The organism is Methanolobus psychrotolerans (genome assembly GCF_002243045.1).
GTDB classification, from domain to species: domain Archaea; phylum Halobacteriota; class Methanosarcinia; order Methanosarcinales; family Methanosarcinaceae; genus Methanolobus; species Methanolobus psychrotolerans.
This window is the reverse complement of sequence record NZ_MBKP01000010.1, coordinates 104,610-118,598: the sequence shown is the minus strand read 5'-3', so window position 1 is coordinate 118,598 and position 13,989 is coordinate 104,610. Positions and strand designations below refer to the sequence as shown.

Annotated in this window: 14 protein-coding genes; 6 read left to right on the top strand and 8 right to left on the bottom strand. The window is 40.8% G+C overall.

All coding sequences use genetic code 11. The annotated features are described in order from the left end of the window. Positions 1 to 56: 56 nt before the first annotated feature. Together BB781_RS05670 and BB781_RS15635 are read left to right on the top strand one after the other, a co-directional pair. Positions 57 to 887: a CbbQ/NirQ/NorQ/GpvN family protein gene (locus BB781_RS05670; protein WP_094227523.1), complete on the top strand. Its 831-nt coding sequence runs from the start codon at positions 57 to 59 to the stop codon at positions 885 to 887. Between the two features lie 123 nt (positions 888 to 1,010). Further along, entirely contained in the window at positions 1,011 to 4,373 is a 3,363-nt protein-coding gene (locus BB781_RS15635; protein WP_242492546.1) for a nitric oxide reductase activation protein NorD, read from the top strand. 70 nt (positions 4,374 to 4,443) lie between these two features. Here BB781_RS15635 and BB781_RS05660 read toward each other — a convergent pair whose 3' ends face one another. Then, positions 4,444 to 4,884, bottom strand: a complete 441-nt coding sequence (locus BB781_RS05660) for a hypothetical protein (protein ID WP_242492544.1) — start codon at positions 4,882 to 4,884, stop codon at positions 4,444 to 4,446. A gap of 308 nt (positions 4,885 to 5,192) precedes the next feature. Between BB781_RS05660 and BB781_RS05655 the strand changes: the two genes are divergently transcribed. Beyond that, positions 5,193 to 5,876: a HoxN/HupN/NixA family nickel/cobalt transporter gene (locus BB781_RS05655; protein WP_094227521.1), complete on the top strand. Its 684-nt coding sequence runs from the start codon at positions 5,193 to 5,195 to the stop codon at positions 5,874 to 5,876. Between the two features lie 40 nt (positions 5,877 to 5,916). Here BB781_RS05655 and BB781_RS05650 read toward each other — a convergent pair whose 3' ends face one another. Continuing rightward, a complete protein-coding gene (locus tag BB781_RS05650; protein ID WP_094227520.1) occupies positions 5,917 to 6,954 on the bottom strand; it encodes a DUF2278 family protein in 1,038 nt (345 codons plus the stop codon). 1,043 nt (positions 6,955 to 7,997) lie between these two features. Here BB781_RS05650 and BB781_RS05645 point away from each other — a divergent pair. After that, entirely contained in the window at positions 7,998 to 8,357 is a 360-nt protein-coding gene (locus BB781_RS05645) for a carboxymuconolactone decarboxylase family protein (protein ID WP_094227546.1), read from the top strand. An 8-nt stretch (positions 8,358 to 8,365) separates the two neighbouring features. On the opposite strand, the gene BB781_RS05640 is transcribed toward BB781_RS05645, so the two are convergent. Next, on the bottom strand, positions 8,366 to 8,653 hold the full coding sequence (locus BB781_RS05640; RefSeq protein ID WP_094227545.1) for a DUF1294 domain-containing protein: 288 nt from the start codon (positions 8,651 to 8,653) through the stop codon (positions 8,366 to 8,368). A 118-nt stretch (positions 8,654 to 8,771) separates the two neighbouring features. Between BB781_RS05640 and BB781_RS05635 the strand changes: the two genes are divergently transcribed. Beyond that, positions 8,772 to 9,191, top strand: coding sequence for a hypothetical protein (locus BB781_RS05635; RefSeq protein WP_094227519.1), 420 nt, complete (start codon positions 8,772 to 8,774; stop codon positions 9,189 to 9,191). A gap of 34 nt (positions 9,192 to 9,225) precedes the next feature. Here BB781_RS05635 and msrB read toward each other — a convergent pair whose 3' ends face one another. Continuing rightward, positions 9,226 to 9,624, bottom strand: coding sequence for a peptide-methionine (R)-S-oxide reductase MsrB (msrB, locus tag BB781_RS05630; RefSeq protein WP_094227518.1), 399 nt, complete (start codon positions 9,622 to 9,624; stop codon positions 9,226 to 9,228). A 196-nt stretch (positions 9,625 to 9,820) separates the two neighbouring features. Here msrB and BB781_RS05625 point away from each other — a divergent pair, with 196 nt between their 5' ends. Next, positions 9,821 to 10,150: a hypothetical protein gene (locus BB781_RS05625; protein ID WP_094227517.1), complete on the top strand. Its 330-nt coding sequence runs from the start codon at positions 9,821 to 9,823 to the stop codon at positions 10,148 to 10,150. A 75-nt stretch (positions 10,151 to 10,225) separates the two neighbouring features. Here the strand turns inward: BB781_RS05625 and BB781_RS05620 are convergent, their stop codons facing one another. Genes BB781_RS05620 through BB781_RS05605 form a run of 4 tightly spaced genes read right to left on the bottom strand, consistent with a single transcriptional unit; the run spans position 10,226 to position 13,901 of the window. Further along, positions 10,226 to 10,963, bottom strand: a complete 738-nt coding sequence (locus BB781_RS05620) for an ABC transporter ATP-binding protein (RefSeq protein ID WP_094227516.1) — start codon at positions 10,961 to 10,963, stop codon at positions 10,226 to 10,228. A gap of 2 nt (positions 10,964 to 10,965) precedes the next feature. Further along, on the bottom strand, positions 10,966 to 12,174 hold the full coding sequence (locus BB781_RS05615; protein WP_094227515.1) for an ABC transporter permease: 1,209 nt from the start codon (positions 12,172 to 12,174) through the stop codon (positions 10,966 to 10,968). A gap of 9 nt (positions 12,175 to 12,183) precedes the next feature. Then, on the bottom strand, positions 12,184 to 13,413 hold the full coding sequence (locus tag BB781_RS05610; RefSeq protein WP_094227514.1) for a COG1361 S-layer family protein: 1,230 nt from the start codon (positions 13,411 to 13,413) through the stop codon (positions 12,184 to 12,186). Next, positions 13,410 to 13,901, bottom strand: coding sequence for a GbsR/MarR family transcriptional regulator (locus tag BB781_RS05605; protein ID WP_094227513.1), 492 nt, complete (start codon positions 13,899 to 13,901; stop codon positions 13,410 to 13,412). Before BB781_RS05605 ends, BB781_RS05610 begins: the two co-directional genes overlap by 4 nt. Positions 13,902 to 13,989 lie beyond the last annotated feature (88 nt).

Sequence of the window (13,989 nt, the reverse complement as noted above, 5' to 3'; positions counted from 1 at the left end):
ACAGCAGATATAAAGCAGAACAGGATAAGAGTACTATCATAAGAGGAAGTAGTGCTATGGCAACAAAATGTGCTTTATCCGAGGAGCTGCCTGTTGATGAATATCTGATCAGGGAAGAACCTTACTACGTACCTGTAGGTAACGAGGTCGAGATATTTACAGCCGCTTACAGGAACCTGCTGCCGGTAAACCTGAAAGGCCCCACAGGTTGCGGAAAAACACGATTCGTGGAGTATATGGCCTACAAATTACAACGCCCTTTGATAACTATTGCCTGCCATGAGGATCTAACTGCTACAGACCTTGTGGGGCGTTTCCTGATAAAAGGAGACAACGTGGAGTGGAGTGACGGACCTCTCACAAAAGCCGTAAAAAGCGGAGCTATCTGCTATCTTGACGAGGTGGTGGAAGCCAGGAAGGATACCATAGTGGTCATACATCCACTTACCGATGACAGGCGCATAATCCCTATCGATAAGCTCGGAATAATAGTCAGGGCACCTGATGAGTTCATGCTAGCTGTTTCATATAACCCAGGTTACCAGAGCATTATCAAAGACATGAAACAAAGCACAAGACAGCGATTCGTTGCCATTGATTTTGATTACCCGCCGGCAGAACTGGAAAAACAGATCGTTGCCCATGAGAGCCATGTGGATGAGACAACTGCAGGCAAGCTCGTTGAAATTGGAAAGAGTATCAGGAATTTCAAACACCACGGCCTTGAAGAAGGGGTCAGTACCCGCCTGCTGATCTACGCTGGCAAGCTCATCCATGAGGGCATAGACCCGAAAGAAGCATGCAGCATAGCCATGGCAAAACCCATAACAGACAATCCTGACCTTCAGAAAAGCATTGATGAGATAATTGCCGCCATAATGGAGTGAATACATACGCCGGCAGAAGACAGAAACAGACAAAGGCCTGCAAACATAGAAGAGATAAGCGAACTGATAACATCCTATTTTCCAAAACTGGACAGTTCCGTCGACCATCCTGAAATTTACAGATTGGCAGCAGGCTTTGAAGGTTTAAATGATGAAGAGCTAGAAGCAGTGCTCCACGCAGGAAAAGGAGCCCTTCGGCGTGGTATGCGAGTACTCATAGCTTATCTTGGCGCCGCTCCCGGGGTCTACAAGTCCATAGGAAAAGATCAATTTGATAACTGGCTCACCCTTGCAAAGAATATCTCAGTACTGAGTGTCTCCTGTTGTGAAGGATTCTTTGACTCATCATTACCACTCATCGAAAAAGGCAGCTTCCAGCTTCTTGAGAACTGGACTAACACAGGCATAGCCCTCTCAGAACAGAACAAATGGATGGCAATAGCCTATTTCAAACACACCGGACAGGTGATCGTATCCACAGGAGAAGACAGGTTCCAGGAACTTGTGACAAAAGGACGAGAACTTGGAAATGTCAATATCAAGGTAGCAGAAGCTTATTTTGAACATCTGATGCAACTCCGGTCCCTGCTAACATCTGAAAATTTCAGTTTATTCTGCGATCTCACAGAACACATCAGCAAAAGCCACTGGCTAACTGCAATAGAACTCATAAGCCTGACAGAAAAAACACTGTCCGCGATCAAACCACACAGGAGAGGAGAACTCCTTGCTTCAGTTGATAATCTCCTGGAACTCGGGGAAACGCCTGCAATGGAATTGTTCAGAAATGCAGGAAAAATAATGGAAAAGACCAATGAACAGGATTTTGTCTTTCTCCTGAATATTGTAAAAGACCTTGCAAATACAGATAATGAAAGTGCAAAATCATTTTTAAATACAGTTCCAAAGTATCTGGGCAAGCTTGAACTGAATGAAATTGAAGAATGGAAGAATAAAAGTATATCCTCATTCTCAAATAACAAAAATGCACTCCGGGCTTTCATTCATGGGAGCTTTGCGCTTGGAGATCACCTGAAAAACTCAGACCGGAATATCAGATCAATACTGACCGACAGAGGCATTCAGCTCTCAGATATTCAGCCCGGATGTGTTGAAAGCTATTTTGAGAATGCTTCTGAGGCATACAGCCTGCTCACAATAGAAATGTTTGAAGAATGGGTTGCCACAGGAGAGGGGATCGCAATACAAGATCCTGCTTTAGCCTCTGATTATTACACCAGTTCCATCCGGGCTTTGAGCAAAATATCCCCAGCATACCATGAAGAGATATTCAAGATAGCAAATATGCTCCTCGGAAAGGAGGGGGCTCTTGCAGGAGTATTCTTTAAGAATCTCAGTCTTTTTGCCGATAACACAAAACCTGAAAATACAGCAAAGTGGGCAGATATCGGGCTGAAGGTGTATGAGAAGGATAGAAAACTGGCAATTGATTTCTTTTCACATTCCCCGGCAATACTGGAAAAACTGGACATAAGCGATCTGGAAGAGTGGGCTTTGAAAGGACTGGATAACACTGATAGAAAAGCACCTGTCGCAAAGGCATATTTCTCGCTTGAATCGAAAAGTTCCAATGAATTCATAGAAGAGCTCACCGGCTCGATTGCTCTTAAGAAAGTGGCAAATATACTGAGATACTATGCCCTGGGACTTTCAGGCACGAGTTTTGTCATACGTTCCATGGCAACATTACCGCTTCAGGAAGAAGCACAGGACACGAACCCCATAATAGCAGGCAATACCCTCTACCTTGCACCTAAAATGAGACTTTATGAGGATACTGAGGACAATTTCAAGATATACAAACTCAGTGTTATGCATGAGGTCGGACATGTACGGTTCAGTTCGATGGATATACCTCCCGAAAAGGCTGCTGCATTTACGGATAAGATCAGCAGGAAGTATCCTCATCAAAACCATGAAGACATGTGTTCACAGGACAAGCGTGATAAATTGCCTGCCGGTATCATCGATATACTATCACTTTTCCCCAATCAGACACTGGCTGCAACCATAATGGGTGTACTGGAAGACGCACGTGTCGAGTACATGATTATGGACCATTACAAAGGAGTGCGCTTAGATCTTGAAGAGATCCGGCATAAAATGCTTTTAATGAGACCTGCGCCAGGGAGTGGAATTGAGGAGTTTATGGAAGCATTCCTGTGGGTATCCACCGGACATGAACCTGCTTTTAAGATAAGTGAAGTTGCCGGAGAGATACTGGACAAAACACAGGAGCTCCTTACAGATACAGTCTTCAGGGACGATTCAGGAACATTTTCGGCTCTTGAAACCGCTTTTGAAATATACGCCATGCTTGAAGAAAAGTTTGGACCTCTTGAACTTATAGAATACAAAATGTTAAAAAATATAGGCTATCGTGGGATGGATATCGGTGCCACTGGTTCTAAGGACCCGCTGATGACAAAGCCTTATGAGAATATAATAAAGAATTTCATCCCCGAAACCGAGGCAGATCTCACTGCACAGGAAGAAAGACCTAAAGAAAAGGCTACCGATAAACCCACCCATGCACTGGATAATAACTGGAGAGTGCTTGGAAGTTACAAATATGATGAGTGGGACACCTTCATAAATGACTACAGGTCTGACTGGAGCACAGTCAATGAAATAGAACCTGTAGGAGGCTCCACATCCTACTATAATAAGGCGATGGAACGCTACGGCAATGAAATATCGCTCCTGAAACACACTTTCAGCCTTATGAAACCTGAAGCCTTCCGCCGAATGAAAGAACAGAACGATGGAACGGAAATTGACATCGATGCTTTCATAGACTCACTTATCGCTAAAAGATGCGGCATCAACCCCGATGAAGGACTGTATCTCAGATGGGATAAACACGATAGAGATGTTGCAACGCTTTTCCTCATGGATGTCAGTGCCTCCACACGCAAGATACTTGGAACTGATGGCAGAAGCATACTGGATGTAGAAAAAGATGCACTGATCATAATGAGCCAGGCGCTTGAGAGCATCGGGGACAAGTACGCCATATACGCATTTTCAGGAAAGAGCCGCGAAGACGTGGAGTATTTTGTAATAAAAGAATTCGATGAAAAACTCTCAGATAATGTGGCACGCAGGATAAGTATTCTTGAGCCTGCATCAAATACTCGCCTGGGACCTGCTATCCGTCATTCCATAAAGAAGCTGGAGCAAGCAGGTGCAAGGACAAAGCTATTGGTGCTGCTCTCCGATGGAGAGCCTTATGACAGGTCTAAAGGAGAAGATTCCTATCAGGGTGACCTCGCACAGGAAGATACAAAAGTGGCCATCGGCGAGGGAAAAAAACGTGGGATGCATTTCTTCTGTATAACTGTTGACAGGAATCCGGGAGAGTACCTTGAGAATATATTTTCCGACGTTGGATACACGATAATAGATGATGCGCTTATGCTACCTGAGACATTGCCATTGTTGTATAAAAGACTGACAACATGAGAAAGGATTGATGAGTGCAGTTGCCAAGCAGATAAAAAAGAAAGGAAATAGGGGATGTGAGGCGCATATCCTAATAGGTAACACGTATATTAGCGGCCAATGTTGTATCTTTGGATTCACTCCATGTTGCATCCAGGGAAAGGTTCACTGAAAAACCTGTCTTGTATATGATATCGATCCTCTGTCCTTTCTTTACGCCAGTCTGGCTCAAGATAGTGTTGTTGCCATCCTTTACGATAACATTCCATGTTCCTTCATCAGGAGATGTTATTTCAAAATAACCTGATATGCTGATCCATGCGGTCGTCTGCGAAGCGGAAGCGTGGCCCTTTCCATTTTTAACAGCCATTTTGAAAGTAATATCTTTGCTTGCACCAAGAAGGACCTCTTCCTGAGACAACTTCACTAATTTCCCAAACTGGGCTTCATTTATCCCCATATGCCCCATAAATCCATTATGCACAGAGTTCATCATTTGTTCCAGATCGTTCTTTTCTACTTGTCCTGTCATTGTATCTCTCCCAGTTCTATCCGGCAACAATACTGTACCGGAAATACCACACAACATTATTATTAAAATTAAAAATTCAATCTAAAAACAACGTATATGAAGTCACACTTTATGAATATGTAGATAAGAATATAAAAAGATAGAGATATATACAGATACGTACAAAATGAACAGCAAATACGTGCAGTAACACAAATATACTAATTGGTAGCATACGAACTCATAACTCTTATATAAAGAGACTGCAATAAAGTATTACTAAGTAGCACAAGTAGAAACTTAGCAATATAGATAAGAGTGTGAGACATATGGAACTACTGGCAGATACTGTCAATTTGACCTCAAATATGAACCTAATATTTATTCTATCGGCATTCTTTCTGGGAGCACTACACGCCCTGGAACCCGGACATGGAAAATCGGTGATGGCAGTTTTTGTAATGGGAACAGATGCGAATCTCAAGGATGCACTGACACTCGGACTTACAGTGGTGTTTTCCCACATTATTGTCGTAATAAGCCTTGGAATTGCATCCATATATCTCATCGATGCACTGGACGTTGACCTTACGCATGATATTATGAGTGTTGTTGGTGGGTTGATACTGATAACCGTAGGGCTGTGGATCCTCCGGAGATTCTACCATCCACACCGCCATGAACACAAAATAGATTCTACAAAAGGAGTCATAGCCATAGGACTTTCTACAGGACTTATTCCCTGCCCTGCTGCCCTTGCAGTACTGCTGGTAAGTATCTCAAACAACCAGGTTTACAACGGCATTTGGTATATACTTGTATTCAGCGTTGGTCTTGCAGTATCCATTGTTTGCCTGTCAATCCTTATGGTAAAGGGAAGGGGCTTCATCCAGAGCTACATGGGAAACAAAAGAGTAAACAGCCTACCTCTTGTAAGCGGTACTCTAATCATAATTATAGGGATATTCACTCTCCTCCACCCATTGCTCGAACATTTGGGAGCAATGCACTGAACGAGGATATTCTAACAAAAAAGGAAATGTCAGGACCGGCTCAGAAGACAATGGTCCAACCGGACCTGACTTCCCTGCCAGTATATTTTACCTCGTGCATCAATGCACCCTTGTTATCATACAGGGTGATCTGTCCTCCACTATTGGAAAGTATTACACCTTTTCCGGAAAGTAATATTCGTGTGCCTGAACCTGTGCTGATCTCGCCTTTCAGTAAGGATTTTCTTCCCTGACCATCTTTAATGAACCAGCCATCTAGACCGATATCATTAGAAGAGGTGTTGAACAGAGTTATGGCCTCTTTGCCCATATCGACACCAATTGGATCTACAAGTGCTGCAATGATCCTGACAGAGCCCGCAGGAACTGGGCCCTGGGACTTTACATTCGTTTCATCACATGGCTCAGAAGTGATCTTCTTCCCGTCAGGCAGGCAATGGCCTGTTGAATTATCCGTATTGAAACACTGGGACTGGAATGCCAGGAAAATAGCCACCCACCTATTATCTTCCGTCAAATGGATCAGCAAGCCTCCGTCCTGATTAGGAGCATCGTCGCCTTGCCACTTTACGGAATTGCCCTGATTCATGTGGACATCATGGATACCGCTGCCAGGCCTGAAGCCAAAAAAACTGTCAGGCAGGAATGATTCCGGACCCCACCTCTCACCGAAGGCATATATCATACTGCCACTCATGCTGAGAGCTTGCTTTACGTATTTCTGTATGAGTTCATTGAGATCATTAGAAGGACCTGGAATATCGTACTTCAAAGGTACCATCTTTGACACATCAAAAAGTCCTCCACGAACATAATCGAGGCGTATATCCCATGAAGTGTTGTCAAGCCTTTTATACCCCATTTCGAGGTTTTGAAGTTTATCAGTTATTGGGTGACTGAAATTATCATCTACAAAATACAGCAACTCAGAAGGAGGAATCTGGGAATTAACATTTACAGCAACACGATGCTCATTTTTACCATCATGTACAAGTATATGATAATGGGCATTTTTGCCTTTTCCACCCTTATAATCCTTTGGTTTGCCTTTCAAGACTCCGTAGTTTTCAAGAGACATGATGAAACTTACTCCAAACCAGAATTAAAAGTTTTCTATTATGAACTGGGATGTGAGGCGAAATATGTAATATTACAAGTAATGTTCAATTAATATTCATTATAGATTTGAATGGACACAATGATTTCTAATAGTACTATTGCAACTACTGTAGTTATCCAATTTTTTAGTGTTGTTATAACTCTTCTAATGTTCCCTCATTAATTCAGTAAGTGCCGATTGGATGGAGTCTGATTTCACAGATGCTTTATCACAAACACTATCAATATCATCTTATCCTTCAACCGAAAGAACTTTGTCCTTTCTAATCATCGACTATCCATTATCGACGTTTAGACAATATAAAAAAGTATCAGTGTCATCATATCTTTTTCTTACTTTTTTGGAGATCGAGAGTAGATGTTTATTTCGGTGATTGGAAAATGTGAATTACGAAGTTTGTAACGGTTATGTTTTCCCATAAAAGAGCTTATAAAAAAATACAAACTCGAACATTATAATTATTAATAAAGTTCCCAAAAACACAATCTGCAATGTAGTGTATTCCCCAATAAAATCAGTAAGAAGTAAGAATACCATTAATAATAAGATTAGAAATCCAAACACTAATAAGGATCTGTTTACTTGTTCTAATGTCTATTCCATACCATTGTTATGTGCAGAAGGACTAGGAGCAGATTTGTAATAACCAATGTTATATGATTTATGCGAAATGTATCTAATTAAAGTTAACACAAATAGAATAAAACCTGCTATAGATGCTAAATAACTTAGTATATAACTTTCAATTGACATAAATAAAACAATACAACCAAACTATATACATTTTTTAAGTTAACCTGTAATACGTCTTTTCTAATGTATTAACAACGCCACCAGTCAGAATCTATCCTTACCTGAGAATAACAGTAGCTTCTATGTGTCATCAGTTAGGAAATGATCTGATACAATTACCCTATTCACAAATGCTCATTACCCTTAACATGAAACAATCCTACAAAGAAAGCATTAAATCGTTTCCTGCCGAATCTCTATTGATAAATATGTCAGAAGAAACAAATGATGCATTAGAAGTGAAAGGATTCCAGCCAAGATCTGTGGTTTATGCGAAGAAACTGGACGAAGGCTTCTCAGATGCTTTGGCAGGATTCTACACTGCTGTGTGGGCTGAAAGGGAGAACGGGCTTTCCAAGAAAGACAAGCATTTACTCGTTTTTACCATCGCCTGCTCTAATCTGAAGATCGAAAGCGCGGTAAAGATACTCCAGAGATTGAAGAAGTTTGGCGCAACTGCCCAGGAAGTCAAGGATGCTATGATGATTGCAGCATGGACCGGCGGGATACAGAACTTCACAGATTTTACACCAAAAGTACTTCAGGAAATGGAAAGGCTGGAGTTCTGAACTCCACCTCATATCAAAGCGTAAACAGGAAGCAGAAAACGAATACATATGTAGATCTGGACCAGAAGGATCAAAGGCATCCCTATCTGAAAACTGGGATGTCTGGTCTTGTGACGGAAAAAATACATCCCTGTTATCGAACCGACACTTCCGCCGGCAATTGCCCACATGAAAAGATTCTTTTCAGGAATCCTGTATTCATTTTTTCTGGCTTTTCTCTTATCTATCCCCATTAGTGAAAATGCCACTGCATTTACCAGCAACAAATACATAAAAAATATAAAGGATGTATCCATAGCCTTTATTTCACCATATGCCGTATAAATTTTTCCCGGAAAACACATAACGATCTAAATACAATGTTTTTCCGGAAAAAGAAGCATTTATAAGCTAAAGTAAAATTGGGTGGTATATATGACAAAGAAATGGCTGATATTAATAACAATCTTAATGATGGCATGCTTGCTGGTTAGCGGATGTGCTGACAAAGTAGAAGATACAGGCACAGAAGAACAAATAGAAGAAGCACCATCTGCCGAAGATGTTGAAGAATATCCTGAAACAATCATCGGCGATGGGAAAGATTTTGCCGTGAGGATGGAATATTTCGGCATGATGAAACCTTCTAAACTGGAGTTAAACAGAGGGGACAGCATAGCCTGGAGAAACTACAAGCCACAGGGCACCTATGTACTTGTTAGTGATGACGGGCTCTTTGAAGACCAGGAAATGGATTCCAACGACGCATATTCCTACATGTTCACTAAGAGCGGAACCTACACTTTCAGCGTAAAAGACGTTCCTGACATGACACTTACGGTCACAGTCAGATAAATTTGAGGCCCCTCAGCCTCATATCAATTTTTGATCATTCTGCTTTTTTAAATTCCAGTGATATGGAATTCATACAGAACCGTTCTCCTGTAGGAGCCGGTCCGTCATTGAAAACATGACCCAGATGACTTCCACACCTGCTGCAGAGAACCTCGGTTCGCTCCATTAAGTGACTGTTGTCCTCTTTGCGTGTGACCTTCTCTTCAGAGATGGGTTTGAAAAAACTTGGCCATCCTGTCCCGGAGTCGAATTTGGTGTCCGAACTGAATAACTCCTGCCTGCATGCTGCACATAAGTAAACACCTTTTTCCTTGTTCGCATGATATTTGCCGGTGAACGGTGCTTCCGTGCCCTTTTGACGCAGTACGATGAACTGGTCATTAGTAAGTAGCTTTTTCCATTCCCCTTCGGATTTCTTTAAAGTATCTTTCATTTTAGACTCCCCATGAAAAAGTGGCCATATTCACATAAATAGATAACGTGACCTGAAAAAGATTTTTGCATCATGCCACATATAATAAAATAAATAACTAAATATAAATATTAGTACAGGACAACTTATATTGTTTAACTGACAAACCTATACATGAGATTTATTTGATTTTCGGGCAATATCAAGGGGTAATAGAATGTCGGATTGGATCACATACTATGAAGACAACAAGCATAATGCATTGAATCGGATTAAGAACATGGCCCTTTCTGCAAGATACAGCCGGGAACTGATTTGCTGGGTTAATACATACCTTGACCCTTTTTCAGTTGCAAGGACCATATCACTAGAAAGACATGAAAATCCGGACCCATTTTCAAGAATACGTATGGAAGCCGAAAAAGACCTCGAGTTCACTTTGCTTACAGCAACAGAAAAAGACAGGAATAACAGTGATATCATATTTTTTGAGAGCAACCTCTTGCTTCTGTTCAACCTGATGCTCAGGCACATCAGGACAGCGTAATATAAAGAAAGCTGTGCCAGCATTTAAAGAATATAAAGATCCAGAGTTCAACAGTCGTTCCAAATGCAGATTCAATCACTTGTTTATAACAGTTGAACAGGAACCATAACCCAGGCTTGACAGTTTCACTTTTTGATTTTGTTTCTCATCGCTAAGTAAACTACCATCTTTAAACGTAATCACCCTGTCAACATAATCAGTATGCCACGGTTCATGTGTTACCATCACAATTGTCTGGCCGTATTTTTCATTCAGTTCTTTGAATACATCCAGAACTTGTGTTGAATTAATAGTGTCCAGATTGGCACATGGCTCATCGGCAAACAAAATGTCCGGTTTTTTTGCAATGGCCCTTGCAATTGCAACCCTTTGCTTCTCTCCACCTGACAATTCATCAGGGACTCTGTCATGTTTTCCTTTCAGGCCAACCTTATCCAGTGCTTCAAGAGCAGTGGCATAAGATTCCTTCTTTGATCTCCCCTCCATCATGGAAAGCATATACACATTTTCTGCGGCACTCATCTCATTAATAAGTGCATAATCCTGGAAGATATAACCGACCTGCGTTAACCTGTAATAACTTCTTTCGGATTCAGGCAAGCTTGAGACCTTTAATCCCCGAATGGTATATTCACCATCGGTTGCATCGTCCAATAGTGCCAGTATCCTTAACAAAGTTGTTTTTCCACTTCCGGATGCACCCATAATGGCTACAAATTCTCCCTTGTTTATTTCAAAAGAAACACCCTTAAGAGCTTTCACAGCCGTGCTTCCTGTGCCATAACACCTTTTCAGGTCCTTTACTATGATCATTTTTATCGACCCCATATGGCTTTGAGTATGCTCTCTTTTGATACACTCCATGCAGGGAGAATTCCCGCTATCACTGACAGTGTAAGCATAGTAGCTATGCTTTGGATAAGCAGTACGGGATCAATAGTAGGACTTATTTTCATGGTTTCATAGAAGACCACTGGATTCGCCTGGAAGTAGAACATAAGTGTAAAGTATAGTATCAATCCTGCGGATATGCCCAGGCAAACATAGAACGTGCTAAGGAATGCATAGGATAACACAATGGATCTTGGAGTAATACCCACTGCTTTTAGGATTCCGATCTCTTTTTTCCTATTTAGCACATTGATATAGATTATAATGAGAACCAGTGCTGCACCTACGATCAAACTCACGATCTTGGACATGGTATCTATAGCGCCCATGCTTTGCAATGCTTGTCTTATGAGAGATTCAGATTTGTCAGCCCATGTAAATATCTGCTCATTCACTCCTGCTTCCCTTATCTTATCCTTCATAAATGTTTCAGTTCCCTGCTCACTCACTCTTACAACTACACTGGTAGCTTCTTTTCCTTCCAGACCATATACATCTTCGATCTCTTTGTAATGGACCAGAGCATTAAGATCAACAACCTCAAACGTACCTTCCATAATGCCTTTGACCTTATAGGTTCTCTTTACACCATTGCTATACGTTACGTCAACAAGTGCTCCTGGCCTTACTTCACCCAGATTATCATATATTTCAGATCCAAAACCTGTTCCTGCGATCATAGCACCGATGATTATCTCGTCCCGGGAAAGATCACCTAAAAAATCTCCTTCGCTTATAATGTATGGATATCGTGAAATATCATACTCTTCAATGGGAAGCATTCCGGTTATCGTTACACCTACAACCTTCTGCTTATGGTTAATAGATGCTCCCACATCCACTCTTTTTGTTGCTGCTCTCACACCTTCAACAGCACGAACTTTCTTTAAAACGTTGTCAGCATTGTTAATGTATGTGTTGTCGCCCGTTGGTTCAATGACAATATCTCCGTATGGGTAGTCCTGCATGAATCCGGTAAATAGACCTGAAAGACCTCCTATCATTGATGGAAGAAATACTAAGTTCAAGAAAATGAGGGAGAGGACAAAAACGATGAATATTAGTGTTTTTTTGTTTCCTCTCTTTACACTGCAGTATGCAATGAGAGACCCCACACGGATATCATCGATCATATTGAACCCTCATTGTTCCTTGTTTTTCGCAGAGTTTTCGCTGCCTTCCATTAATTGCCTGATCACTGCATCTTTGGATTTTGTTGTCCTATAATTATAATAGATAAGGCCGCCAATAACTGCCAGGATAAGCAATACAATTATAGCTGTTCCTGCTCCACTACTCTTTTCCATGACAATCAGATTGATGTTCGTTTTGATCTGTTCTTCACCAAAATCATCACTATATGTTATGGTTACAGGCAGTTCGTATTCTCCTGCCTGATCAACTACAAAAGTAATCACTGCAGGTCCGTCTTCATCTGGGTCAAGCGTTCCTATGAAAGATTCTTTTAATCCTTTGAATGGGTGATCATAATAGACTCTTATTGAATTAATTGCTCTGCCACCGGAGTTTTCGATTCTCATTGTCAATTCTACAGTGTCTCCTTCGTAAGGAAGAACAGGATTGATCTTTACAGATGCAACATTCAAACGGCCTTTTCTGTCAAGAACGGTTATCTGGATGTTATATTCATCCTTTTGCTTGCCATAATCGTCTTCATAACGTATAATAACAGGAATAGCAAATGATCCGGACTCGTCTGCCTTGAACTTGAATAATGCGGTTTGTTTACCATCTGAGGCAAGGGAACCAATTGTAGAATTGGTTATTCCTTTAAAATCATGATCTAAGTTAACAACTATGGATTTTGCTATTGCTTCACCAAAATTCTCGATCTCCAGCTTTAAGTCAACCGTATCTCCCTCATATATATATTCGGGATCGGTTTTGACAGAAGAGATCCTTGGCTCTGCATGTTCACCTGTCACTATTATTTCAACTTCATAATATTTTGTTATTTTTATATCCTCATTTCCATATGTCAACTTCATTTTTATGATATGAGGACCGGGTTTTGCATCAGGGGTTGTTCTCATATGGTATTTCAGATGCCTTTCGCTGTACTGGTAAACAAATGTAGGAAAAGAGGCAACCAGATCTTCTGTAACTATGATATCCGGAGGGATGCTTATTATTTCAAAAGTTATCTGTTCAGGAACTCTGGTACCACAGTTCTCAAGACTTATCCCTACGGTGAATTCTTCATTGATACCTACTGAACTGGGGCTTATGTCCTCTACAACTGCCCTTAAGCACTCATCACCAGAAGCTCCTGCTTTAGCTGTAGATATTCCTGTTAAAACAATTATAAAGATTAATAGGAATAAACTTATTCGTTTAGTATTAGGATTCATTCTTTATTCCTCTTCTCTTGGATTTGGTCTGTCAATTCAACAACATTCGTTAATATGAGATCTAATGCGATCATTTCCCGATAATACTGTTCGATTATCCTGAGCGTTTTTTCCGATTCTTCTGATTTGCTCTTTTTGCATCTTTCAATTATTCCCGGAAGTTTTTTGATGGCGGGTGCAACCATTAACTCATTCGTATATTTTACTTGGTCAAGAGTCAGTTTCAACATGTCTTTTTGAATTGAAAAATATAACTTTTTAGAACCTGCTTTCTTTGTTTTTTCAACAAGGTGTAAATCTGCAAGCTTTTTCATTGCTGCACTAACAGCAGAAAAACTGTATCCTGTTTTTTCAGAAAGTTCTTCCAAGGTAAGCAAATCCGGATGAGAATAAAGTGTTGCAAACAGCTTTGAAGATAATTCGTCAAGCCCATGGGATTTAATTCCACGATATACCAGAGCTTCAAATTCTTTTCTGATCGTTCTCATATCATAGTCACATTTACATTATTTCTTGTTATTACAGTAATTTGTAGAAATTTGCATATATACGTTTTGATTTATGCCTAGTGAACTG